Raw genomic sequence first — 23,407 nt, forward strand, 5'->3', positions numbered from 1 at the left:
TAATCCGCTGCTACCAGCCACTCACAAAAAACAATTTAAAAATAAATCCTGCTATTTGATGGTAATCCAAAGGAAATTCGGAAAAAAATCGTTGTATTCTACGGTACCTTGACGCTTAGAGGGCGTCACTGAATACAACACAAGCCAATTGGTTTAAATTAACTGTACGCGTAGCAATCAATGCAAGCAACATAGTTACAAAACATGTCATTCTCGCCTTGTTCCAGCCAAAATACATATTTAAACTATCCTTCAACTCGCTGATACACTCCATATAACCTTCTTTTGACGATCGAGATTATAGGATTTTCATTCTATGGCAGCCAGTTATCTTAATTTACTTCAGTGCCAAACCAGAAATGGTTGCCCGCCTGTGCGGGCATGACAGGTTTTTTTGTCATGTACAGAGCAACATCCCAACAAAACAATGCATACGGCACTTGTTCCAGTTAAAATAGGCGTTTAACATTGCTGCAAGCTCACGGTTCTCCATAACAATACATCCTTTTCTTCGCAAAAAAATAGGTATTTTGGTGAATTCGGTGGGCTGCTGCAAGCGCTAAGTTTATCTTTTAATCCTCTAAAAACCGGGTAAGGGCACGGGCACCATTTCATGGGGCACGGGCACGTATTAGCTCAGTGGATTTTTGTCCGGTACGAAGGATTTTTTTGTCATGTACAGAGAATTTTGTCACGGATCTTAGGATCCATTGGCGCTCGAATTAGATTCAGAGTACAATTTGACGTTTTTACTACCAGTTTTGTCACGACATGCAAAAAACACATCGTAAAACAGGGGCTTTATATCGCAGGCTGTTAGCTTATGTTAAACCGTTTTGGCCTGTTTTGCTGCTAGGTATATTCGCCAATATTCTATATTCAGCGATTGATGCTGGTTTTACGTATATGATGCGCCCATTTTTAGATAAAGGGTTTATTGATATTGATATGGATTTTGTTAAAACCATTCCCCTAATTGTGCTGATTGGAATTACTGCGAGGGGATTGGTGAGCTCAGCGGCTAGTTATTGCATGACCTGGGTGGCTCGTTCGGTGGTTAAAGTATTGCGGCAAACCGTGTTTGCACACATTATTCGACTGCCAGCCGATTATTATGACGAGGCCACCTCAGGACAATTGCTTTCAAAAATTTTATACGACGTTGAACAAGTGGCTCAAGTCAGTGCTGATGCCTTAACGGATTTAGTGCAAAACAGTTGTCTTGTTATTGGTCTGCTGACCGTCATGATGGTGATTTGTTGGCAATTATCCTTGATGTTTTTGTTGACGATCCCATTCATAGGAATCATTGTCAATGTTACCAACAAACGTGTTCGAAAAATTAGTCATAAAGTCCAAAAGACGATGGGCGAAGTTACCGAAATTGCCGGAGAAGCTATAGAAGGGTATCGTGTTGTTCGGGTGTTTGGTGGTGAGCAATATGAGGTGAATAAGTTTAATTCAGCCACAGAAACCTCTAGAAAAAATGATATGAAAGTGGCGGTTAGTAAAGCAATCAATGTTTCGGGCGTGCAATTTATTATTGCTATTGGGATTGCCGCGATTATTTATGTAGCCATACAATTGTCAACGGTTATTGTGATCACGGCGGGTTCTTTTTTGGCCATTATTGCGGCTATGTTGCAACTGATTAAGCCAATGAAAACGTTAACTACCTTAAATGCTACTATCCAGCGCGGTTTAGCGGGTGCTGAAAGTATTTTTGATTTGCTGGATAAACCGATTGAAATCAAAGGTGGATACCGCTTAGCAGGTCGTGCTGAGGGTGAAATTGAGTTTAGAGAGGTCAATTTTGCTTATCGTCAGGGGCAGCCAGTATTGCATGGGGTAAATATTTCTATTAAACCTGGGGAGACGGTTGCGCTTGTTGGTCATTCAGGGAGTGGTAAGTCCACGATAGCGAGTCTTGTGCCACGATTTTACACCGTTGATTCGGGAATCATCACCTTGGATGGTATCCCATTGAACAAATATGCGTTGTCAAGTCTTCGTGCCCAGATTGCACTGGTCAGCCAGCATGTGACCCTATTTAATGATTCTATCGCCAATAATATTGCCTATGGGCGTTTTGATGTTAGTCGTGAGGATGTGATAAAGGCGGCGAAATTAGCTCATGCTGATGAATTTATCAGCGCGCTGCCATTTGCTTATGACACTCGTGTGGGTGAAAATGGCATTTTGCTTTCCGGAGGGCAGCGGCAACGTTTAGCAATCGCCCGGGCCATTTTAAAAGATGCTCCTGTTCTAATCCTCGATGAAGCCACATCTGCATTGGATAACGAATCGGAGCGGTATATTCAAGCGGCTTTAGAAAGCATTATGCAACACCGAACGACTCTGGTGATTGCACATCGGTTGTCTACCATTAAACGCGCGAATAAAATTATTGTAATGCACAAAGGCCGAGTGGTTGAAGAGGGGACTCATGAGCAATTGCTGGCGGAAAATGGTCATTACGCTCAATTGTATCAATTACAATCAGGGCAGGAACTTAAACAGGAAGCCGTGGCTTAGAATGCATTTATGGTTGAATAAATTATGGTACTCCAACCACGCAGTCTCATGGCTGCTCTATCCCTTTTCAGTTGTATTTCAAGTGTTAACACGCACTCGAAAATGGTTTTTATGCCGTTTTAAACAACGATCATCACCAGTACCTGTCATTGTCGTTGGTAATTTAACCGTAGGTGGTGTTGGGAAAACACCCTTGGTTATCGCGTTAGCCAAAGCGCTAAGAGCACAAGGATTCAAGGTAGGGATTGTAAGTCGCGGTTATGGCGCTCAAATTAAACGATTTCCTTATGAGGTTCATCCCGATTCAAATCCAAATCTGGTTGGCGATGAACCCGTTTTAATCGCTCAAAAAACGAGATGTCCAGTAGTGATCGCCCCTGATCGTGTTGCGGCGGTTCAGTATCTTGTGGATCAAAATTCCTGTCAATTCATTATCAGCGATGATGGCTTGCAACATTATCGTATGGCTCGCGCAATGGAGATCGTGGTCATTGATGGTCACAGAGGGCTTGGAAATGGATTATGTTTGCCCGCAGGCCCTTTAAGAGAACCCTCGACAAGATTAAAAGGCGCAGATTTAATTGTCGTGAATGGCGGTGAATGGCCTAACGCTTATCGAATGGATTTAACTCCAGGGGAGGTTACCAATCTTAACCATGGCCAGAAGATAAATGTAACTCAACTCATGCCTCCCATTGCGGCTGTGGCAGGAATTGGAAATCCCACGCGTTTTTTCTGTCTGCTGGATGCGCTAAAGATTCGCTACAATCCCTATTCTTTTCCGGATCATCATCGTTATCAATCCAAAGAGTTAATTTTTTCTGAAAAAACAATCTTGATGACTGAAAAAGATGCGGTAAAATGCCAGCAATTTGCAACGAACAATATGTACTTTTTGCCGGTTGAAGCGCGTTTAAGCGAAGAGTTTTGGAACGCGTTTTGGTCACATACTCTAAGGAAGGTATGACTGTGTTTTTTTTAAGACGACCTCTTTTAATACTGGCTTTGCTCTTTAGCTGTTCTATTCATGCCGATGAGCTTGAAAAACCCAGCCTTTTACCCACTGAAACACCACAGGCGAGCTGGGTCTTTAGTGGTATTATTAATAACGAAGAGGGTGACCAATTTGGTTATCTGTTTCAAGTCCAACGAGATAACACCAAATTTCATGCCCTAGCAGCAATTGTAGATGCGAATACTCATGAAGTATTGATCTTTGAAGAAAGTAGCGAGATTTTGGAGAATCCAGATCCCTGTAAATGGCAAATTGGACGCGCTTTTTTAACGTTCAATCCCATCAATGAAAACTGGGTGTTTGGATTAAAAAATAAAGGAAAGAAGGGGTTTAATTTCAAGGTAGATATGCTTCTGCAACAAGCCAAATCCCCCAAATCTTATGGTTTAAGATCAGGCGTGGAACTGATGATTAATCAAACAGGACGTATTAATGGACATATAAATCTAGGTCAAGATCAAAAAGAACAGTTCGTAACAGCCAATAATGCCTGGTTTAGCCATGTTTGGCTAACCGAGAAACAAGATAAGCCGCATTTCTTTTCAAATTTATTATGCCATTTTACGGATGGAAGCGGTCTTTACTCAGCTAATATGAAAGAAGAAGACGTACACCAAGGCGCTATTGTTGGACTTTGTGATCGAGAAGGAAACGCTTTAACCATGTCACAATTCATTGATATTAAAGAAAATGAAAACAATGTCTGGCATATCCGTATCCCTTCTCCGAAAATGACCTTTGAGCTCTCTGGTTCTTTTCAGCAGTCTGATGTACTAGCCGGGTTTATTTCTAAAGGAGAAAAAGAGGGATTTTGTTTATTAAGTAAAGAGAAGCTGGGCTAGGGTTTGTTGACATTTTATTGCACGGCTGTAAATGCGGCTGATGGGCGCCATTTTTGAGCTTGAATTCGTTAAACGTGTGCCGGAGAAAGCCGGTATAGGGCCGGCTATTCGCCTCATCTAACCTAAAAATGGCACTCAATCATCTATAGGTTCGCTTCACAAATTAAAATGTCAACCGCCCCTAGTAATTCAAAATTAGGAATCATTGTTTTTCAGGAAGCCAAATGACTAGAACGCTTGCAATCAATAAGGATGCCGGAATAATCAATAAAGCAACTTGATAGTTCCAAAGGGAATAAATCTTATCATCGCTAACTTTATCCAGCACATAGCCAATCAAGGGTTGAAATATGGGAGCGGTTAACATTGCTAAAGTGTTGGTAAATCCTGTGCATGTTGAAAGCGAGTTTTTCGGAGCGAGTTCATTGGCTATCGAAAAAGCAAGCATATATGCCCCGCATACGCTACCAATAGCAAACATCAACAGACCGATGACAAAAGAGCTTTTAATAGGAGCAAATAAAGCCACTAAAAGCAACCCCGCCGTTGCCAGACAAGAGAATAGAATGAGTGGTTTGCGCGCAAAGTTCACGGCTAAATAGCCAAATAAAGGGCAGCTCACACCAGCGCCTAAAAAAAACATTGAGCCTAAAAAACTTGCTTCAGCTAAACTTACATTAAGCTTGACCTGAAGAAATGGGATTGCCCATAACGCCCCAAACACCGTAACAATGGTGAAACTTAATCCCACGAACAACCCATTCGCCCACGCTCTTGGATTATTTAGGATACGCAACAGTTGGCGACCATAATGCGGCATAGGACCAGTGGCTTTAGGACTATCTGGGATATAATACCAACACAAAAACGAGATAAGAAAACAGATAAACCCCACGCCATAAATAAAATTACGCCAACCCCAAATGGCGAGGAGCTCTCCCATGCTAATCATCCCAGCAACCGTAACAAGAAACGCTAGTGTTTCAGAAAAACCTAATAAAAAAGCGAAATGTTTTAGAGGAATATGTTCCCTTAAAATATGAGAATACCCTACAAAAGCAAAGGCTGATCCTGCTCCAATTAAAATACGACCGGCAAATAGCCCAACTAACGAACTGCTGGATGCAAAAACAAGACATCCAATACCGCATAATAAAGAATTGATGGTTAATAAGACTCGGGTATTTTTACGATCAAATAAAATCCCTACCGGAATTTGAAAACTGGTGTAGACATAATAAATGGAACTGGCCAGAAACCCGGCCATCAAGGCAGACAGTTGCAAATCTCTCATAATCGCTCCGATGACAATACCGGATGAAAGTTGCAAAAAAAACTGCATCAAAATGAATAAGACGCTGGCCTGCCAGATCATGTATTTACGAAAAGGGATATTGGATAAAAAAGTCATGTCGGAATTAAGCTACTTTATGGATTTTCAGTAACATTCCTGCATGAGGGTGATCAAGATAATAGACCTTATTTTCCTGTAGCTTATGTTTTTGAGATAAAACAAACGAAGTAGAGCGGGTATGCGGAGCTGAAAATAATAGTTCTGAGTCCACTAAAAAATAGTGACTGTGGCGGATTCGTAAAGTGCCCTCTACATTCCAACCGCTTCGGTCAATTCTAGGTAATATAATGGGTTTCTGGTTTTGTGCCGGTTGCAACCAAGAATAATGTCCAAGTACCTGGTAATTCCCTTTATGGTTGAGCGCCCAAAGTTCATTTCTTAATCCGGAAGACGAGGAGGGCAGTAAATGATAGGGGGCTGAATTGCCATCATAGGCTTGTAATGATATCGCTTGCTGAGGTTCAAGGAAGATGGGTGCTGTGAGCTCTTCTGAAATGGCTCCAGTGTCATTATGAGCAAATACAATTAAATCAACTTGGTAGAGCGGAGGGCTTGGGTTAGCGTATGCTGCAAAGGAGCTCGTTAAACTAATCAGTAAAAAAAGGCGCTTCATATATAGGCGTTATTAATTTTATTTAAATTTGATTATACACGGCTAATTACAATTCTAGAACTCGACTTGAGCCATTTTTATAAAAATGACGGAAAGTTGAGTAAAAAGGTCTACCAAAAGATAATTAAGATAACAATACTAACCACGATAAAAATAACCATCGATGCAATTGAATAAGTGGTATTCATCTTGGTATTTATCGTATTTTCACCGTCAAGATTTAAAAAAGAACGAATTTTATTAGCCATACTGGATTTAGATCTAAACATAGAATCATAGGCAGTTGTTATTGGAACAACGGTATTATCTTTAAATTCAAGAGCAACTCGATACATGACCCCTCCTTTACGTCCAACAGATTCTTGGAGGGTCACTTTGTTGATTTGGTCAAGCGGATAAATCGCCTGATTGTTCTTAAATAAGTTTGATCGAGTAATCGTTAATTGGTTTTTCGTTTTGTCGAATGTGACAGTGATTTTTGCGGGAATTACGATAAGCAACACTCCGATGAGAGGAAAGCTTAATACAAACAATTTAGTCCAAGCTGGTTGGATTGAGGAAATAGAAAGTGGTTTGGTAGGGCAACCGACTAGGTAAGCATTGATGGCATTTGCAACCGACTGGGCCCTAGCGTAACTTGGGGTTGTTGCTGTGCTAAGGTGGATTGATTGCATTTGACTCTGAAGTTTAACATTATAATTTATATTCCCTTCAGACGATCGTTTACTGATTACAGAAGCGTGTTTTAAATGCCCAAGTTGCGTATGAGATGATTTTAAGAAGTACTTTTGGGTGGTTAAAACACAGGATAGGCGGTCATCATTAGCTTGGCATTTACACTGTATTTGATAGGATTGCAACACGTTGAGCGCTATTGCTCCGCCAATGAGTATAAAAAACAATCCGATTAAACGAATAAAATTCTGTCGTATAACAAGGGTTAATTGATGATTCGAGTAGGATCCGATTGCCATAGTATTTTAGAAACGTCGCTAATACTTTTATTATCGGCATGAATTCCAATAAACTTAATCTAAGTCTGAATCCATTGCTGAAATAATTTAAGTCCGTATTGATTCATTTTTGCCAAAAAATTACACTGGATTAATACCAAGGAATTATTAGAAGGGATTTTACAAGGATGCTATCATGAAAAGACTTACCCAAGGATTTCTTTGCCTTTCTTGCATACTGATGGTTTCAACAGCTAGCCACTCAATGCAACTCTCTAATCTACCTGATAAAAACCAGACGATCGCGTTGAAAACGCATTCATTGTTTTTGCCTGTAGGCAGCGAAGAATCTTTGATGGTGATGAATAAATCCTTACAAGAGGCTGTCTATAATTTATCGCTGGAATTAACTGGGACTGATCTTGAGCATCAATTGAAGATCACTTCCAACGATTGTAGTGTTTTAAATCCCGGTCAGTCTTGTCGGATTTTTCTTAAAGCGATTGGGAAGATTGCTAAGCCAATTTCTGTTCGATTAATTGGTGAGAATATAAGGCCCATTACCCTAGATGTTATGATTGAGGAGCTAAAACCTGGTATCTTTTTTGAGGGGGGTATTGTTTATCAAGTTAATCCCGATGGTCGTAGTGGCAAACTTTGCTCGATGGAGGATAACGCCCACTTTTCCTATTGGGGTGGCTACGGAATGGCTTTAAATGTGTTAAATGAAAGGGATGGCTTACCAAATTCCAAAACGGTAGCCGAGTTGTTTGAGGAGGATACGGACTTCGCTGCAGGATTATGTTATCGCTATCGTACCGATAGTCTGGGACAGTTTCCTTGTCAAGTGCCTAATCGTTGTTATGATGGCTGGTATCTTCCGTCTAAAGAGGAACTTCGTGAATTATGGCAAAATAGCACCTTGGCGCATGGACTGATTGGCGGGTTTAGCCAGGAGATATACTGGAGTTCAACCGAATTTACCGGCTTACAACCTTATTTCGCTTGGGCGGTTAATTTTACAAGCGGTACTTTGATTGGAGAAGCTAAAGATCAGCCTCATAAAATTAGATGCATTCGTTCGTTTAAATTATCCTAACGCCAAGGAGAACCTATATTTTAGAGATGAAGCTGCTATAGTCTTTAAAGTCCATAGATAATTTAAGAAAGGGACGTTCATTTTTATGCGGATATTTTTTCTCATTGCCTGTTTGCTTTGTTTATTATTCCCTTTACCACCTGTTGCTGCGGTGAATCATGGGAACGCGGTTTCACAAGCGTTTAATGTGGAGCGTGCCAATGAACAATTTGACAAACTTTCCATAAAGTTATCCACGGAAAATCTCGATCCCAATACCTTGAACCAAGCAATCGAACAATTGAATAATCTGGCTAAACAAGCCGATACCTGCGTACAAAAAACGGATGCTCGGATTGAAGAATTAGACGCTCAAATTAAGCAATTTTTTGGTGAGAAAGAAAAAAAACCTGGCCGAGTCGATTCAAACTATTTAGAGAATCAACGCGCCGAAATCGCTGAACAGCAGGCCAAGTGTCGTTTGTTTTTAATTCGAGCTAATGAAGCTCTCGAGGCCTACCGCAAGACCTTCTTATCCTTACAACAAGCCATTACGTTCACTCGCAGCGAAACCATTGTTACGCGCTTACAAGAATTTCCCAACGACTGGGAAAAGCTTAGTAGCCCGCAGATAAATGCGTCTAAATTTGATCGCTTCATCAGTACTTTGTCTTATGCGATTCCATTGCTTTTATTGGCTTTGTTTTTAAGTTGGCGAATTCAACAGTTGATGCATCGCAAATGGCGGAAGCGTACGAAGACGTTTTTAAGCAATTCAGTATTGCTTTTTTTCGGATTTTTCGTTCTTAGTCAATTAATTTTGGTCCAAACTCCTTTTGTAGAAGCGAAAAACAACGAATTATTTTATGACATTCTTGTGGGACTTCTCGCCTACGTATTCCTGTTTTTTATTTATAAATTTTTATTTACCTTACGAAGACTTCCTATTCTTTTGCAGTGGTATGGATTTGACGTCGTTTTTTTAAGACGTCTGGGTTTGGCAATTCTCACGATTTATTTTATGCGTTGGATAGGGCAAGATTTATTGCGATTATTCGAAGCTTCAGAGAACTTAACGCAGTTATTTGAAGATTTTATGTTGTTGGTCTCATTATCTGCCATGATTTATTTCACGCTTATTTTATACCATTCACACAGTACGTGGTTTAAAAACCGTTTTAGTGGGGTGATGTTGTATAAATTGATCGGTCTTATCGTGCTATTGTTGTTGATTTTAGATTTTATAGGTTACTCTATACTGGCCATTAACGCGGCGAATATTTTGTTTTCATTGCTGTTAGTCATCGCGCTTGGAACGGTACTTTTTTTAGGCATTTCAAATGCTTATACCCTATTGAGCTATAATCCGCATTATTTGTTTTATTTAAAACAATGGTTCGGGTATTCCGGTGAACCTCCCTTTATTGAATTGTTGTTTTTAAAAGTCATCGCCCAAATTATCGTATTCGTTGGAATGGTTGCGATATTGCTCCAATTGATTGGGGAGGCCAGTTTTTTTATCGACTATTTCTTTGATAATCTCATTGGAGGATTTAATGTTGGGAATATGACCATCATCCCTTGGCAGTGGTTGCTAGGGGTTGTGATATTTTGCTTCTTATCCCTAGGTTCACGACATGTTGCTAATAAAATTAGCAAAAGTCAGCAGATTGGGGAGGGAGAGGAAGAAAAGCAAGTAGCGATTGCATCCATTGTATTGTATGTGGGACTTGCAATCTCTGTGATTATAGGTTTGTTATTGGCTGGATTTAGTTTCACTAGTTTGGCTATCATCGCAGGGGCCTTGTCGGTAGGAATTGGTTTAGGCATGCAATCCATTGTGAATAATTTTTTCTCTGGGCTTATTCTTTTGATTGAAAAACCCATCAAAGCAGGAGATAGAATAAAGGTTGATGATGTTGAGGGGTTCGTAAAGCGCGTCAGTGTGCGTTCAACTCAAATCGTAACGCCTGCACAAGAAGATATCATTATTCCTAATTCTGATCTCATTACCCATCAAGTGATTAATTACATGTTCTCAGATAATTATTGGCGAGTAAAATGTGTGCTTGGTGTGGCTTATGGCAGTGATACGGATAAAGTTAGCAACATGATGATGGACGTGGCAATGGCACATCCTGAAGTCATTAAAAAAGCGCCCAATAAGCCAATGGTCCTATTCCGCTCCTTTGGCGAGAGTGCTTTAAATTTTGAACTGTGGTGCTTAATTAAAGATGTGAATAACAAATATCGTGTAACCAGCGACCTAAATTTTGCGTTAGACAAAGCATGTCGCGAACAAGGGATTACCATAGCCTTCCCCCAACGCGATGTGCACATCAAATTTGATGAGAAACACTTGCCTTGGAATAATTCGGAGGGTTCTTAAAATAATTACGTGGCTACGAAAGTGAACTCGACTCGCTGGTAATTGTTGTTGAATTACTCAGTATGTAAAGATGCATCTATACTTTAAGTATGATGATGTAAAAAAAATTTACGCAATGAACTATGACGAAGTGTTTGAAAAGTCACCCGAAGGGATGCTTGTTTTTGATAATCAAGGGTTTATTCTTCGCGCCAATGAGCACCTAAGTTCATTATTAGCTTATGAAGAAGAAGAGCTTATATCAACGATGCTCTGTGAGTTATTTAATGAGGCTGATTCAGCTAAAATTCTTTCTAAATGCTTAAACCTCACTGTAGAGGATGAGCTTATAATCAATACAGCAATGCGTAAAAAAACGGGGTCGTTAGTATACACTCAGACTAAATTTAAACGTATTTCAGATGAGATATTGCTAGCCGTTGTTCGAGATGTGGCGGTTAATATTGAAATATTAAAACAATTGCAATCCAGTGAAGAAAATTTTCGGCAAATTACCGAACATATTCGCGATGTTTTTTTTTTAAGGGATTTCAAAACACGCCAATTTTTATACATTAGTCCGGGATATAAAAAAATATGGCAAAGACCACTCTCTGAACTATATGCCAATCCTGATTCTTGGCTGGATTTCGTTCATCCTGAGGATCGTAAGCGAGTTCAGAAGCGATACGCGGAAAAGCATGAAACTGGTTCATTTGACGCAAAATACCGCATTATTCGACCTGATGGACAAATCCGATACATTCATGCACGGGTGTTTCCTGTGTATGATGAGCACAATAATTTATACCGCACAGCCGGCGTAGCGGAAGACATCACGGAAGAAATGCAAATTGCTGAAGATAAGCTTAGTGCCTCTGATAACGTTGAACACAGTATCCATGAATTGATGGTGGCTATTATTACGGCATTTGAGCAACGTGATCCCTACACTGTAGGCCATCAAAATAACGTTGCCTATCTTTCCAAAGCAATTGCGCAAGAGTTGAAATTTGATAAAAAACGCCTTAAAGGGTTGGAAATTGCGGCGCTTGTGCATGATATCGGAAAAATCGGCATTCCCGCTGAAATTTTAAATAAGCCTAAAGAGTTAACAAAGATTGAATATGAGCTAATCAAAACACATCCTCAGGCCGGATATGATATTTTAAAAGGAATTCAATTTCCTTGGCCCGTAGCTGAAATGGTATTAATGCATCATGAACGCATGGATGGAAGTGGGTATCCTCATGGATTGAAGGGGGAACAAATACTTTTTGAAGCCAGAATTATTGCCGTAGCAGATTGCTTGGATGAACTGTTAGCAGCCAGAGCTTACAACCCACCACTTGACCCAAAAACAGCACTTGCTAAAATACAAGAAAAAAAAGAAAAATTTGATCAGAAAGTATTAAAAGCATGCACCCATCTTCTCCTGGAAAAAAAGATTGCGCCCTATCTCACCAGGCTGAGTCATTTTAAATAAGAAAGCATTTTTTCTGTCTTAACTCACTCATAGAATAGAGTCTGTTGACTTTTCATTTTACCACTGCACAATGAAAGGACTTATGTCTCTTAGTTTATAAGGATAGTCTATGCTCGATATGGATGAGTCCATCCCTTTAAGGCGCACGTTAAGTCGTTTATTGGTGATGTTCTATGGGCTGGGTACTATTCTTGGGGCAGGGATTTATGTACTCATCGGCAAGGTGGCCGATAAAGCTGGCGTTTATACCCCTTTTGCTTTTTTACTTGCTGCATTCATCGCCTTATTCACCGCTGTTTCTTATGCAGAGCTCAGTTCACGTTTTCCTAAAAGTGCAGGGGAAGCTTTTTATGTTCAGCGCGCGTTTGCACAATCCTGGTTATCCGCGTTAGTGGGCTGGATGGTCGTGCTCACCGGAGTGGTTTCGGCTGCTGCGATTACCCGAGGTTTTACAGGGTATTTTCAATTATTTATTCCGTTACCTGATTGGGCATGTATTATTTTGTTGCTCGTATTAATGGGTTTTATTTCAATCTGGGGCATAAAAGAATCAGCGTTAATGGTAATGCTGGTTACCTTAATCGAGATAGTTGGATTAATGATCATTATTTATCTAGCGCATGACCAATTAGGTAACCTTTCTTCGATATGGCATAAAGCGGAGCCACTCTCCATGAATGCGCTCACAGGTATTGGCGCAGGCGCATTTCTTGCCTTTTATTCTTACATTGGTTTTGAAGACATGGTCAATGTGGCAGAAGAAATTAAAAATCCAGAGCGCAATTTGCCCGTGGCCATTTTTTGGGCGCTTGGGATAGCAACGGTTTTATATCTTTTAGTGGCATTCGCCATGCTTGCCACGGTTCCATTACCTATTCTTTCATCTAGTGATGCACCGCTCGCTACGTTTATGGAAATGAAAGGCTATTCTTCTCTTTTGATTGGCTTTATTAGTCTGATAGCCATTGTAAACGGCGCTTTGGCCCAAGTCATTATGGCATCGCGCGTCATGTATGGGATGGCTAAACAAGGAACTGCTCCTCGGCAGTTAGGACAAGTGCATGCGAAAACCCAAACGCCGGTGATATCAACGATATGTGTGGTCAGTGTCATTCTAACGTTAGCATTGGGGTTCAATATTGAAGGGTTAGCCAAGCTAACCAGTGTGATTATTCTTCTAGTTTTTATGTTAATCCATGCCGCATTAATCAAAATCAAACTGCGTCGAGAAATTGATCCAAAGGCAGTGTCTTACTCCATTGCGTTCCCCATCGTGGGGTTAATCACGTCAAGTTTATTCTTAATTAGCCAATTCTTTTAAACTCGAATTTGACCCTCTCCTAGAATAACCCATTTGTAGGACATCAAGGCATCCAATGCCATTGGACCCCGAGCATGAAGCTTTTGAGTACTGATGCCAATTTCAGCGCCCATGCCAAACTGGCCGCCATCTGTAAACGCGGTTGACGCATTCACATACACCGCTGCCGCATCAACTTGTTGAAGAAAAAAACCAACCGCTTTCTCATCTTCCGAGATAATGGCTTCGCTGTGTCCGGAGGAGTACTGTTTGATATGCAAAACTGCTTCCGCTATCGACTCTACGGTTTTAATTGAAAGTTTAAGCGATAAGAATTCTTGGCCAAAATCTCTAGGTTTGGCATGATGCAATAAGGAGGAAGGATAATCTGATTGTAACGCTGAATAACTTGCCTTATCTGCATAGAGTTCAACTTGTGACTCAGCAAGCATCATTACAAGCTTTGCTAAATCGGTTAAGCGAGCTTTATGAACAATTAAAGTATCTAATGCATTGCAGACACTAACTCTTCTCGTCTTTGCATTATGAATAATTAGGCGGCCTTTCTCCAAATCACCTTGTTCATCAAAATAAGTATGAACAATGCCCGCCCCGGTTTCTATGGAGGGAATTTTTGCATGTTCTCTTACAAAGTTAATCAATTGTTGGCTACCTCGAGGGATGCATACATCCACCAAGCCAACGGCTTCAAGCAGTATGTGTGTTGCTTCCCGTTCTGGAGGAAGGAGATAGGCAACGCTTAGATCGATTAAATGATCGGCTAAAACATCAGAGATCAGACGGGCTAAGCACCGATTGCTGTGAAACGCTTCTTTGCCGCCTTTTAAAATACAGGCATTTCCCGTTTTAAAACAAAGACTAAATACATCGATTGTTACATTAGGCCTAGATTCATAAATCACGGCGACCACCCCTAAGGGAACCGATACTTTTTGTAATTCCAGCCCATTTTCCAGGGTGGTTTCGCTGAGAATTTTGCCAACCGTAAAAGGCATTCGCGCTATTTTTTCCACATCATCGGCTAGCGCGGCAATTCGTTTTTGGGTTAATAACAATCGGTCATACTTTGGGTCGTCTTCAGCCATTAAGGCGAGATCGTATTGATTTTCTTTGATGATCAAGTCATAGGATTGGCGAAGTTTGGCGGCCAAAGACAGTAATACGCTACTGCGCTTGGCATCATTAAGACTAATGAGTTCCTGACTGGCTAATTTAACGGCTTGTAAACGATCCAGCACTTCCTTTTTCATGGATATTCCTATTTAGTTTATATTAAAATATATGTAATTGATCATAATGAATAAATACAGGCGTTCCTTTCTGACCAAGATATTCATTTAATCTGTTAGAATCATAACGAGCAATACCAACCCCAATTCGCTCACCCGCTAAACTACGGATATTAATGATATCGCCTTTTTTAAACGTTCCATCGATTTTTACTAAACCAACCGGCAAAAGACTCAGCGCACGCTGAGTTTCTATTAACAAACGATGAAGCTCTTGATTAATATATATGGATGCCGTTTGCTTGCCGGCAAAAGCAATCCATCGTTTAATATTGGACTGTCGTTTATTGGGTAAAATGGTTGTGCCAATCGATTCATTCTTAACCAGTCGTTCAATGACGTTTGGTTCATCAACGCAAGCGATGTGAGTGGTGATTCCAAGTCCGGATACTGTTTTGGCTGTGGCTAGTTTACTAAACATTCCCCCTCGTCCGTGTATACTTTTCGCGGTAGAAACCTCTGGCCAAGTTTGATTAGGGTTAATGATAGAAATAAGTGTTGCCTCTTGGGATTCAGGCTGAGCGCTATAGACCCCAGCGACATTACTTAAAATAATTAATTTATCTGCCCCAATTTGAGCCGCAATTAACCCGGCTAATTCATCGTTATCTGTGAACATCAGTTCTTCAATGGCGACACTATCATTCTCATTGACGATAGGGATGATGCTTTTTTGGCTTAAAAGCTCTCGAAATAATCGGGCGATATTTAAATAATGTTTACGAGTGTGAAAATCTTGTTTAGTGAGTAGCAATTGTGAAACTAATAAATTATGGGGCTTAAAAGCATTCGCATACAAACGCATTAATTCAACTTGGCCAAGCGATGCCAAGGTTTGTTTTTCACCAATGGAATGGCCATATTGACGGCGAAGGTATTCTCTAGCGACTTTACGCCCCGAACTGACAGCGCCGGAACTCACTAAAACCAATTGATGGCCTGCCTGTTGTAAGCGCGCTAACTGCGCCACTAACTGTTCAATAAGCTTAGCATACGGGACTCCATCTTGAGATAAAATGCTTTGCGTGCCAACTTTAATGATGAGCTTCATGTTGCTTATCCATCGTGTCTCTTCAGTTTTCTCTCTTAGGTTGATTAAAAAAGAGTTATGGCCAGACCTAGATCGATTATTCGTTTTTAATCAATACAAGGACAAAACAATTGAATCGTCTAAAATATCGCATTTTGAAGTATCTTGGCCATATTTTTCAGAAGAAAGCTTCCGTACATGACAAAAAAACCTGTCATGCACAGAGGAAGAAAACATTTGTTATAGTACAGAACTCAAGATGGCGATGAGCCTGTTATTGAGTCGTTTGTTGTTTCAGCAGCCTTGGCCGGTGTTTTCACAAGGGGTTTGAATAAGGATAATTTAGAAAACCAAGGAATGTTTCGTGTTTGGGACTTCGTTTCCTCAGCAGGAGCTGATGATGTGGATGAAATTGAGAAAGCAGAAGGAGATGGTGATGGACTGATGGCACTTTGATTTAGCCTAAAAATTTCATGTAAGGCATCGAGGCTTTTATGAAAGCTCCTTCTTCGCACCGATCTTTCTTCTTCTTTTTGTTCTGGTGAAAAATTTCGCGCCAGAACGTCAATTTCTCCTAGCTCTGTCCAAGTTCTATTTTGTTCTTGCATGTGAAGAAACAAGCCTGCAGCTCCAATTGATTTTGCATCTATAGGGAAAAAATCATGTGTAAACATTTCTGGAGTAACCAGTTCTCCGTTGCAGTCTTCGCCTGTCCAGCACCGATAACTAGGTATACTTGTTAATTCAGTTCGGGAACGGTCTTTTCTAATCTCAGCCAAATAATCCTGATAGGCTTCGGGAAAGTTGTCATCTTCTTTTTCAGGGGAATATTTATCACTAACCCATTCATCCCCGCCCAGAGGATCGCAGTCAATGGGCTTTATCAGTTTTTTTTGAAAAAGCTCTGCGATTTGAAAAGCCAAGATTACTGTCATTGAGCAGGTCAGCCCTCGCCCAACACCATCCAGTCTTGTTCTAACCCAGGGCAGACGAATACGAGCGGCATATTTCATGGCGCGATAAATACCGGCTTTTCGATAATTTTCTTCACCCAGTCTTTTGAAATCATGTGCATCTAGGCCTTCAGCTTCCAAGACAAGCTTCTTATTAAGGCGGTCTTCATCATAAGGAATTCTATATCTCACCTGGTTCATCAGTAAACTTATGGCAATTTTCGTAGTCTCGGAGTTCAGTCTATTGCGAAAAGCAAGAAAACTTACATCGTAAGCGACGTCTTCAAACCCTTTTTCCTGTTGTATTTGATTTTTTAGGGCTCGTAAGGTAGTAATGCATAGCCCAGAGGATTTTTCTGGATGATAATGGCCTGAATTACTAGAAATACTATGAATAATCGTTGGGTAGCCATTGCTGTTTTTTCCCGCATATATGGCAACATGATCGATGTAACTATAGGGGGGGGCCGTTTTATAATTATTTTGAAAAAAAATAATGTCGCCTATTTGCAGCTCATCTTCTGTCATGTTCTTGCCATCTAAGTAATAATTAGTTTTGAGTCGCTATTCTCGCGGAAGTTTGTGCGTTTAATTTGTATAAAATACACAGTATTGTATCATTTTGTTTTTATTGTGTAAACAATAGGGGTCTATAATTGGGGTTTCATATTGAATCAAAACACATTCTGATCCATGATCGCTTTAGCAACAATGCATTTAAAAACCACATTCATTGCGGATGTATACTCAACTTCTTATAAAAGGTTTCAATGAATACCATTCATAATTATCAGAGTCATTTCTGGATCTTGCATGTCTTTAGTGTTGTTTTTATTACCGCATTAACTCATGTTCTTATTGCGGGCTTAAATAATAAGCTGATTACCAACGCAGAAAAAACGCGACTGATTTATGATGAGGCGTTAATTAAGGCAATCAAAACTCCCCTTGCTTTTCTTATCTGGTTGTTTGGATTAGCCATTGCTGCGGAGGTCGTTTTAGCTCATAACGCCACCTTAACGTTTTTTCAATATTTAACCGAAATCAAAAAATTAGGCGTAGTTTTAGCTGTGGCATGGGGAGCAATCCGTTTCACCCATAATCTAGAGGCGTTATATATCCGTCATTGCGTAGAACATAGTAAAGAAGTAGATAAAACGCTCATTCATGCTTTAACTCAGCTTTTTACAGTCACGATAACGATTACATCTGTTTTGGTTGCCATGCAAATTTTTGGGTTACCCATTTCAGGATTGTTGGCTTTTGGCGGCATAGGTGGTGCGGCTATCGCTTTTGCTTCCAGAGATTTGCTAGCCAATTTTTTTGGAAGTCTAGTCATTTATATGGATCGGCCCTTTAAGGTTGGAGATTGGATTCGTTCCCCTGATAAAGCAATTGAAGGAACAGTAGAGTTCATTGGTTGGCGTGTGACCTGCATTCGTACGTTTGATAAACGACCTTTGTATGTACCTAACGGCCTTTTTCTTACAATCAGTGTTGAAAATCCATCCCGGATGACCAATCGCCGAATTAAAGCCACGATAGGAGTTCGTTATCAAGATGCAGACAAAATGGATGCAATCACCACCCAGATTAAACAAATGCTAAGAGAACATCCTGAAATTGATCATACGCAAACCTCGTTTGTTAATTTAACAGAATTTGGTCCATCTTCTTTAAATTTTATGGTTTATACATTCACCAAAACAACCAACTGGGTCAAATTTCAGTCCATTCAGCACGATGTATTTATGAAAATATTACATATTATTACTGCGAACAAAGCGCAGTGTGCTTTCCCAACCCAGACTTTGTTTTTACAAAATGAGCAAGTTAGGTCTTCTGTTGAAGCGTAATATCTTTATTATTGGAAGCCAGCGTAACGACTGATGGGATATAAAAGTGTTTAACCTCTAGGGTTTTGAAATTCTTCAATCAGGCGATCACAGAATCGATCAGTTTTTGTCGATTGGTTTTTGCAAAATAACGCTTTCAATGATCAAAATACCGAGCATGACAAATCTAGTCATATTAAGCAAATCTTCTCTGTACGGTACGATTTTTGAAAAACGTCGTTGCGAGGAGCGCAGCGACGAAGCAATCTAGAGGCTTTGAGGTAGTGAATGACGACATCAGTGTTTCATAACGATCCTCCCAATAAGGGTTAACCTTTTCAATCAAAGCCAACTTCTTTTTTTTTGAGCCACCTTTTAGCTGCTTTTCTCTAGCTATAGCACTGAGCATGTCTTCTATAAGCTCATAATAGACAAGGTATTTAAAGTCATATTTTTGCGTAAACCCAGGGGGCGTCCGCATATTTATGTTCATGTACTCGTTTGATTAAATCACTGGTCACAGGTGTAGTAACCATTTAAAATACCGACCAGCGCATTGATATTCATTCCTGACTCCATGTCATTTTCTTGGCGGAAAAACTATGGATTATCAATGAATCAGTGAGCTACTTTAATGCATTAAGGCCTCTAGATTACTTCGTCGCTGCGCTCCTCGCAACGACGTTTTCAAAAATCGTACCATACAGATCTCGTCTTTAAGTAAGCGTCCAAAGCTGTGGCATGCTTAGAAGAGGGCTTTGAGGATGCAATGGCTGTCATGGCATTACCCGAAAAATACAGAAAGCGCTTACGTTCCACCAATATGCAAGAGCGGCTTAATGAAGAAATAAGGCGCAGAGAACGCGTTATACGTATCTTCCCTAATGAGGAGTCGTCTAAAAGGCTTATCAGTGCATTCGCTGCTGAGTTTAATGAACAGTGGTTAGCAAGACGTTACTTGGATATCGATGAGTTTAAAGACTGGTTTGCTGAACAAGAACAACCCCAAAAATACTGTTCTTGAGTTGAATAAAATAGTTAATTAATGAATTATCTCATGGGATCGAATTGATTGGAATTTACAGAAAATTTTGGACTTAATCGAAATTATAGCAACGCCTTTAACCTGTTTTTTTATTTATTCATAGTAGGAAACTGTTTTCACATACTTAAATAATAGACTTTATACAAATGGACATAATTTATGAAACAAACCTCGATATTTAATCTCATTTGGTTGTTAAGCTACATTTCAATTGCTTCAGTTTCAGCTGCAATCATCACTCCGGCTCTGCCTGAAATTGAACATCAATATCACTTAGCTATCGGTAGCGTGGAATGGATGGTATCGGCTTTTTTGATTGGGTATGTATTAGGGCAATTAATTTATGGGCCTCTTGCTAATCAATTCGGTAGGCTAAAAGCATTAAGAATCGGTCTTACAATAAACCTGTTGGGTATTATTATTTGTTTAACCGCTTTATTCGCTAATTTTTATTGGCTGCTCATTTTAGGACGATTCATTTCAGCGCTTGGTGCGGCAAGCGGGCTTGCTTGTACTTTTATGCTAATTAATGAATGGTTGCCTGAAACTCAACGTAAATCAGCTATGGCTTATGCTGTATTTTCCTTTGCATTAGGTGTTGGGATAGCGGTGATGATAGGCGGCATTATTACTGAATATTGGCACTGGCAAGGTTGCTTTTGGCTTTTACTGGCGCATGGCTTGGTCATGCTTTGGGGTACGCAAGTATTTAGTGAAACATTAGTTGAGGCAAAGCCCATTCACCTGTCCAGGATAATAACGGATTACTCAACTACACTTAAATCCCCCACGTTAGTTGTTTATTCAATCGTGGTTGGAAGTTGCTCTGCTATATCTTATTGTTTTTCTGCAGCAGGCCCACAGATTGCACAGAATAGCTTGGATTTATCAGCGGCAGAATATGGCTATTGGAATGGGCTAAATGTCATTGGCATGCTGGCTGGCGGTATTTTAGCCAAACAACTGTTAACGCGGCTTTCAGAAAATAGCGTCATCGCAATAGGATTAACTGGAGTCGCGATTGCCATTAGCAACTTATTCCTAATGTGGCATCTTGGAAGTCAGTCAGCATTATGGTTTTTCCTAATCACAGCCAGTCTATATTTATTAAGCAGCTTTTTATTTTCTGGAGGATCAGCTATCGCTTCTAATGCAATAGCTGATAAAGCAAGCTCTGCTGCCATGATGAGTTTCATTAATATGGGCTTTGCAACCCTTGCTGTTATTGTAATGGGTTATTTGGTGCACAATCCGCTTTTAGGGTTTACTTTAATCTTATTAATTATTTGGTTGTTGGTGGTAGGATTGATTTTTACAAAAAAATCTTTAATAAATAAGTCCTAATGGATTATCGATGGGTAACGCAAGGAAAAAAGATGGGTAGCTACCAACAGGCATTAATATCCGCATCCTACGATGCTTCAATCCCGCCTTATAAATTATTGAATGACATCAAGCAGTATTATCACGACCCCAAAATAATCGCCATGTTGGAAAATATCATCACCAACCTCATTGATACACCCAGAGGAAGTAGAAATCCTTCTCATGGTATTGCATTGCGCGCCCCACTGTCTCAATTTTTTAGTGCGCTTTATCTTAAACGCTCATGGAGCGAGTTAAACAAATCTCATCCATCAATTTTTCTTTTAAAAAGAATCGCTATCTCAGTTCGCATTTGGCCTGTTTCTGTAATTTAACGCCATTTCTATGATCTATACTATAATGTAAGCACACTCATTTACAGGGTGTTTTATCATGCCAAAAGGTTGGCAATATCTAGGCCGTGGTACTTATAATATAGCTTACGTAAGTGATGACGGAAGATCTGTATTAAAAATCCAAAGAAACAGAAGCGAAACGGACACGCCAGAGCGATCAGTAAGATTATGGAATGCCATCAATCCGAATCTTCCTCCACCAGCTAGAACTGTAAGTACAAAAGATGGATTTGGATGGGTTTGTCCTTATGTACGGGGTGTACAAGCATCCGACAGTGAAATGAGCGGCGCATTAATTGATATATATAATCGCACTGGAAGAATTGTAGTTGATGCAACCGCACCAAAAAATTTCGTTAAAACACCACCTCCAGATAGTCAAGTCTTGTGTGTTGATGTGGGGATGGCTCTGCAAATGGAACGTAGAGAAGAAGATTTTTTCACTGAAAAAATACGCCGTAGAAGTGTTATAAGTCTTAATGCTTGGCGAGGGTTAAATGGTGCATATACGCCTTTTTTTCGGGGATGCAGTAGAACACATCCTAAAACAGTCGAAATGGTGAAAGCTCTGATTTTTATAAAAAATAATCGCCCCGATATTTTTAATGTTAATTTTTTGAAAATTCATCCCGATTTGGTAATCAAGCTTGCTGGTGCTTATGAACATCAAAATATACACGAAGCTTTAAGAGATTTAGATCGCGTGACACCAGAAGGAACTCTGGAGCATGTGAGACCGATTACTCCTCCAGAAGTAAAAGCCGGAAAAGACATCTTGAATGACCAACGAGCCATTACTCTCGAAAATATTAAAGAGAGTTTAAAGGTAGAATTACAACGGTATATCGATTCTAGAGGTGCATTTAATAGAGAGGGAGTATTTGAGCCTTCTTTAATAACCCATCTCTTTAGGAATGGTGTTTTAACGAACACTAAAGTTACAGCCGCTAGAGAATTAATGGACAGCATTACTATTGCTAATTCATTAGAGGAAATTAATCAAGCGTTACGAGCAAAAGCTACCAAAGAATTGACTGCAGGTAAGGTTACGCGTGGATTTGAAGCTGCCATTGGCAGGTGCATGGTTATAACCGAATCAGCAAAAGATCATCCAGGTTTACAATTACAAGATCAAGGTGTGCATCCATCGTAACTTGTCTCCACATAAGCAGATTGTTTAATGAAGCAATGGTTATGCACACGTTTGAACAACCTTTATTTAAGGTTGCTAACAAAGCACCATAATTTTGACAAAAAACATCATTGAGTTCGCTCTGAAGGTAAATCTCATGGGCGTTCGGCAACCGCAAGAAAACGGAGGGATGAAATAATATTTATGTTCAATAAAGGCATAAGCCAATCAGAAATCAGCAGAAGACTAACAATTGGTCGTACATCTGTAAGCAGAATAATAAATGAAAATCAAATTGGAGGATCAAGTTGAAGAAACTTCCATTTTTACTGAAATTAAAAAAATGGGATATTAGGCTATTATCTGCAGATAATCAGGATGAGATACAAAAATTCATTCGGTTATTTGATGATTTTTTTGAATTGTGTGAAGGAGAAAAAGGTTCTGCTGAAGTAATTTTCTCAGCTTGCCCGCCATCAAAGAATATTAGAGAAGATAAATTTGTCTTAGGTGTTTATGACCAAAATATTTTAATTGGTATTTTGGATATAATTCGTGACTATCCAGAAAAAGAGATATGGACAATTGGTTACTTGTTGATTCATCCAAATTATCGGAATCAACGTATCGGTTCTTGCTTAATTAGAGATCTTAGGCATTCTCTCCAGAAAATTACATTAAGATGTATTGTGCAAGAACAAAACATGAAAGCTTTAAACTTTTGGAAATCGAATGGATTCACGATTGTAAATCAAAGAAAAGAAAAATTAGGCCAAATAACTAATACCATCAATATCTTAGAAAGCAGAGAATTTTAATTACTGAACTTATAACTAG

The 23,407-nt window shown here is 39.8% G+C and carries 18 protein-coding genes and 2 pseudogenes; 13 read left to right on the forward strand and 7 right to left on the reverse strand.

Going from position 1 to position 23,407, the window contains the following annotated elements; translation table 11 throughout:
* Positions 1-771 precede the first annotated feature (771 nt).
* The 3 genes from msbA to E1O47_RS01545 are packed head-to-tail and all read left to right on the forward strand — an operon-like array spanning position 772 to position 4,392.
* Entirely contained in the window at positions 772-2,535 is a 1,764-nt protein-coding gene (msbA, locus tag E1O47_RS01535) for a lipid A export permease/ATP-binding protein MsbA (protein WP_133129512.1), read from the forward strand.
* Position 2,536: 1 nt separating this feature from the next.
* Positions 2,537-3,502: a tetraacyldisaccharide 4'-kinase gene (gene lpxK, locus E1O47_RS01540; RefSeq protein ID WP_133129513.1), complete on the forward strand. Its 966-nt coding sequence runs from the start codon at positions 2,537-2,539 to the stop codon at positions 3,500-3,502.
* The gene (locus tag E1O47_RS01545) at positions 3,499-4,392 is read left to right on the forward strand and encodes a hypothetical protein (protein ID WP_133129514.1); all 894 of its coding nucleotides are present in this window, start codon (positions 3,499-3,501) and stop codon (positions 4,390-4,392) included. The genes lpxK and E1O47_RS01545 overlap by 4 nt, the downstream gene beginning before the upstream one ends.
* A 202-nt stretch (positions 4,393-4,594) precedes the next feature.
* Here the strand turns inward: E1O47_RS01545 and E1O47_RS01550 are convergent, their stop codons facing one another.
* The 3 genes from E1O47_RS01550 to E1O47_RS01560 all read right to left on the reverse strand — a co-directional run bounded on the left by E1O47_RS01550 (position 4,595) and on the right by E1O47_RS01560 (position 7,333).
* Complete coding sequence (locus E1O47_RS01550) at positions 4,595-5,803, reverse strand: MFS transporter (RefSeq protein ID WP_133129515.1); 1,209 nt, start codon at positions 5,801-5,803, stop codon at positions 4,595-4,597.
* Between the two features lie 7 nt (positions 5,804-5,810).
* Positions 5,811-6,359: a CsiV family protein gene (locus tag E1O47_RS01555; RefSeq protein WP_133129516.1), complete on the reverse strand. Its 549-nt coding sequence runs from the start codon at positions 6,357-6,359 to the stop codon at positions 5,811-5,813.
* Positions 6,360-6,469: 110 nt separating this feature from the next.
* The gene (locus E1O47_RS01560; RefSeq protein WP_133129517.1) at positions 6,470-7,333 is read right to left on the reverse strand and encodes a cytochrome b-245 chaperone 1/Eros family protein; all 864 of its coding nucleotides are present in this window, start codon (positions 7,331-7,333) and stop codon (positions 6,470-6,472) included.
* A 175-nt stretch (positions 7,334-7,508) separates the two neighbouring features.
* On the opposite strand from E1O47_RS01560, the gene E1O47_RS01565 reads away from it, so the two are divergent.
* The 4 genes from E1O47_RS01565 (at position 7,509) to E1O47_RS01580 (ending at position 13,565) form a co-directional block, all read left to right on the forward strand.
* Complete coding sequence (locus tag E1O47_RS01565; protein ID WP_133129518.1) at positions 7,509-8,411, forward strand: Lcl C-terminal domain-containing protein; 903 nt, start codon at positions 7,509-7,511, stop codon at positions 8,409-8,411.
* A gap of 85 nt (positions 8,412-8,496) precedes the next feature.
* Positions 8,497-10,779: a mechanosensitive ion channel family protein gene (locus E1O47_RS01570; RefSeq protein ID WP_133129519.1), complete on the forward strand. Its 2,283-nt coding sequence runs from the start codon at positions 8,497-8,499 to the stop codon at positions 10,777-10,779.
* 115 nt (positions 10,780-10,894) lie between these two features.
* Positions 10,895-12,244, forward strand: coding sequence for an HD domain-containing phosphohydrolase (locus tag E1O47_RS01575; protein WP_165475016.1), 1,350 nt, complete (start codon positions 10,895-10,897; stop codon positions 12,242-12,244).
* Between the two features lie 109 nt (positions 12,245-12,353).
* Positions 12,354-13,565, forward strand: a complete 1,212-nt coding sequence (locus E1O47_RS01580; RefSeq protein WP_242601960.1) for an APC family permease — start codon at positions 12,354-12,356, stop codon at positions 13,563-13,565.
* Here the strand turns inward: E1O47_RS01580 and E1O47_RS01585 are convergent.
* From E1O47_RS01585 to E1O47_RS01595, 3 genes are all read right to left on the reverse strand, one after another.
* Positions 13,562-14,815, reverse strand: a complete 1,254-nt coding sequence (locus E1O47_RS01585; protein WP_133129521.1) for a glutamate-5-semialdehyde dehydrogenase — start codon at positions 14,813-14,815, stop codon at positions 13,562-13,564. The two genes, E1O47_RS01580 and E1O47_RS01585, sit on opposite strands and share 4 nt — an antisense overlap.
* A 22-nt stretch (positions 14,816-14,837) precedes the next feature.
* Positions 14,838-15,905 carry a glutamate 5-kinase gene (proB, locus tag E1O47_RS01590; protein ID WP_133129522.1) on the reverse strand — a complete coding sequence of 356 codons (1,068 nt, stop codon included), beginning with the start codon at positions 15,903-15,905 and terminating at the stop codon, positions 14,838-14,840.
* A 233-nt stretch (positions 15,906-16,138) separates the two neighbouring features.
* Positions 16,139-17,365 (reverse strand): C40 family peptidase, encoded by a 1,227-nt coding sequence (locus tag E1O47_RS01595; protein ID WP_133129523.1) that lies wholly within the window; start codon positions 17,363-17,365, stop codon positions 16,139-16,141.
* Between the two features lie 242 nt (positions 17,366-17,607).
* Between E1O47_RS01595 and E1O47_RS01600 the strand changes: the two genes are divergently transcribed.
* Positions 17,608-18,693 (forward strand): mechanosensitive ion channel family protein, encoded by a 1,086-nt coding sequence (locus E1O47_RS01600; protein WP_133129524.1) that lies wholly within the window; start codon positions 17,608-17,610, stop codon positions 18,691-18,693.
* Between the two features lie 274 nt (positions 18,694-18,967).
* On the opposite strand, the pseudogene E1O47_RS01605 reads toward E1O47_RS01600, so the two are convergent.
* A pseudogene (locus E1O47_RS01605) lies at positions 18,968-19,208 on the reverse strand (GIY-YIG nuclease family protein); the annotation flags it as partial.
* Positions 19,209-19,396: 188 nt separating this feature from the next.
* Here E1O47_RS01605 and E1O47_RS01610 point away from each other — a divergent pair.
* From E1O47_RS01610 to E1O47_RS01630, 5 genes and pseudogenes are all read left to right on the forward strand, one after another.
* A pseudogene (locus E1O47_RS01610) lies at positions 19,397-19,718 on the forward strand (transposase); the annotation flags it as partial.
* Between the two features lie 158 nt (positions 19,719-19,876).
* Entirely contained in the window at positions 19,877-21,061 is a 1,185-nt protein-coding gene (locus E1O47_RS01615) for an MFS transporter (RefSeq protein WP_133129526.1), read from the forward strand.
* A gap of 32 nt (positions 21,062-21,093) precedes the next feature.
* Positions 21,094-21,417: a hypothetical protein gene (locus E1O47_RS01620; RefSeq protein ID WP_133129527.1), complete on the forward strand. Its 324-nt coding sequence runs from the start codon at positions 21,094-21,096 to the stop codon at positions 21,415-21,417.
* A gap of 58 nt (positions 21,418-21,475) precedes the next feature.
* The gene (locus E1O47_RS01625) at positions 21,476-22,591 is read left to right on the forward strand and encodes a hypothetical protein (RefSeq protein ID WP_133129528.1); all 1,116 of its coding nucleotides are present in this window, start codon (positions 21,476-21,478) and stop codon (positions 22,589-22,591) included.
* A 287-nt stretch (positions 22,592-22,878) separates the two neighbouring features.
* Complete coding sequence (locus E1O47_RS01630) at positions 22,879-23,388, forward strand: GNAT family N-acetyltransferase (protein WP_165475018.1); 510 nt, start codon at positions 22,879-22,881, stop codon at positions 23,386-23,388.
* Positions 23,389-23,407 lie beyond the last annotated feature (19 nt).

The sequence above is a fragment of the Legionella yabuuchiae genome, from assembly GCF_900640115.1.
Lineage (GTDB): Bacteria > Pseudomonadota > Gammaproteobacteria > Legionellales > Legionellaceae > Legionella_A > Legionella_A yabuuchiae.

Coding starts and splice junctions, on each gene's coding strand:
- msbA (WP_133129512.1), top strand. CDS start 772: ATGCAAAAAACACATCGTAAAACAGGGGCTTTATATCGCAGGCTGTTA.
- lpxK (WP_133129513.1), top strand. CDS start 2,537: ATGCATTTATGGTTGAATAAATTATGGTACTCCAACCACGCAGTCTCA.
- E1O47_RS01545 (WP_133129514.1), top strand. CDS start 3,499: ATGACTGTGTTTTTTTTAAGACGACCTCTTTTAATACTGGCTTTGCTC.
- E1O47_RS01550 (WP_133129515.1), bottom strand. CDS start 5,803: ATGACTTTTTTATCCAATATCCCTTTTCGTAAATACATGATCTGGCAG.
- E1O47_RS01555 (WP_133129516.1), bottom strand. CDS start 6,359: ATGAAGCGCCTTTTTTTACTGATTAGTTTAACGAGCTCCTTTGCAGCA.
- E1O47_RS01560 (WP_133129517.1), bottom strand. CDS start 7,333: ATGGCAATCGGATCCTACTCGAATCATCAATTAACCCTTGTTATACGA.
- E1O47_RS01565 (WP_133129518.1), top strand. CDS start 7,509: ATGAAAAGACTTACCCAAGGATTTCTTTGCCTTTCTTGCATACTGATG.
- E1O47_RS01570 (WP_133129519.1), top strand. CDS start 8,497: ATGCGGATATTTTTTCTCATTGCCTGTTTGCTTTGTTTATTATTCCCT.
- E1O47_RS01575 (WP_165475016.1), top strand. CDS start 10,895: ATGAACTATGACGAAGTGTTTGAAAAGTCACCCGAAGGGATGCTTGTT.
- E1O47_RS01580 (WP_242601960.1), top strand. CDS start 12,354: ATGCTCGATATGGATGAGTCCATCCCTTTAAGGCGCACGTTAAGTCGT.
- E1O47_RS01585 (WP_133129521.1), bottom strand. CDS start 14,815: ATGAAAAAGGAAGTGCTGGATCGTTTACAAGCCGTTAAATTAGCCAGT.
- proB (WP_133129522.1), bottom strand. CDS start 15,905: ATGAAGCTCATCATTAAAGTTGGCACGCAAAGCATTTTATCTCAAGAT.
- E1O47_RS01595 (WP_133129523.1), bottom strand. CDS start 17,365: ATGACAGAAGATGAGCTGCAAATAGGCGACATTATTTTTTTTCAAAAT.
- E1O47_RS01600 (WP_133129524.1), top strand. CDS start 17,608: ATGAATACCATTCATAATTATCAGAGTCATTTCTGGATCTTGCATGTC.
- E1O47_RS01615 (WP_133129526.1), top strand. CDS start 19,877: ATGAAACAAACCTCGATATTTAATCTCATTTGGTTGTTAAGCTACATT.
- E1O47_RS01620 (WP_133129527.1), top strand. CDS start 21,094: ATGGGTAGCTACCAACAGGCATTAATATCCGCATCCTACGATGCTTCA.
- E1O47_RS01625 (WP_133129528.1), top strand. CDS start 21,476: ATGCCAAAAGGTTGGCAATATCTAGGCCGTGGTACTTATAATATAGCT.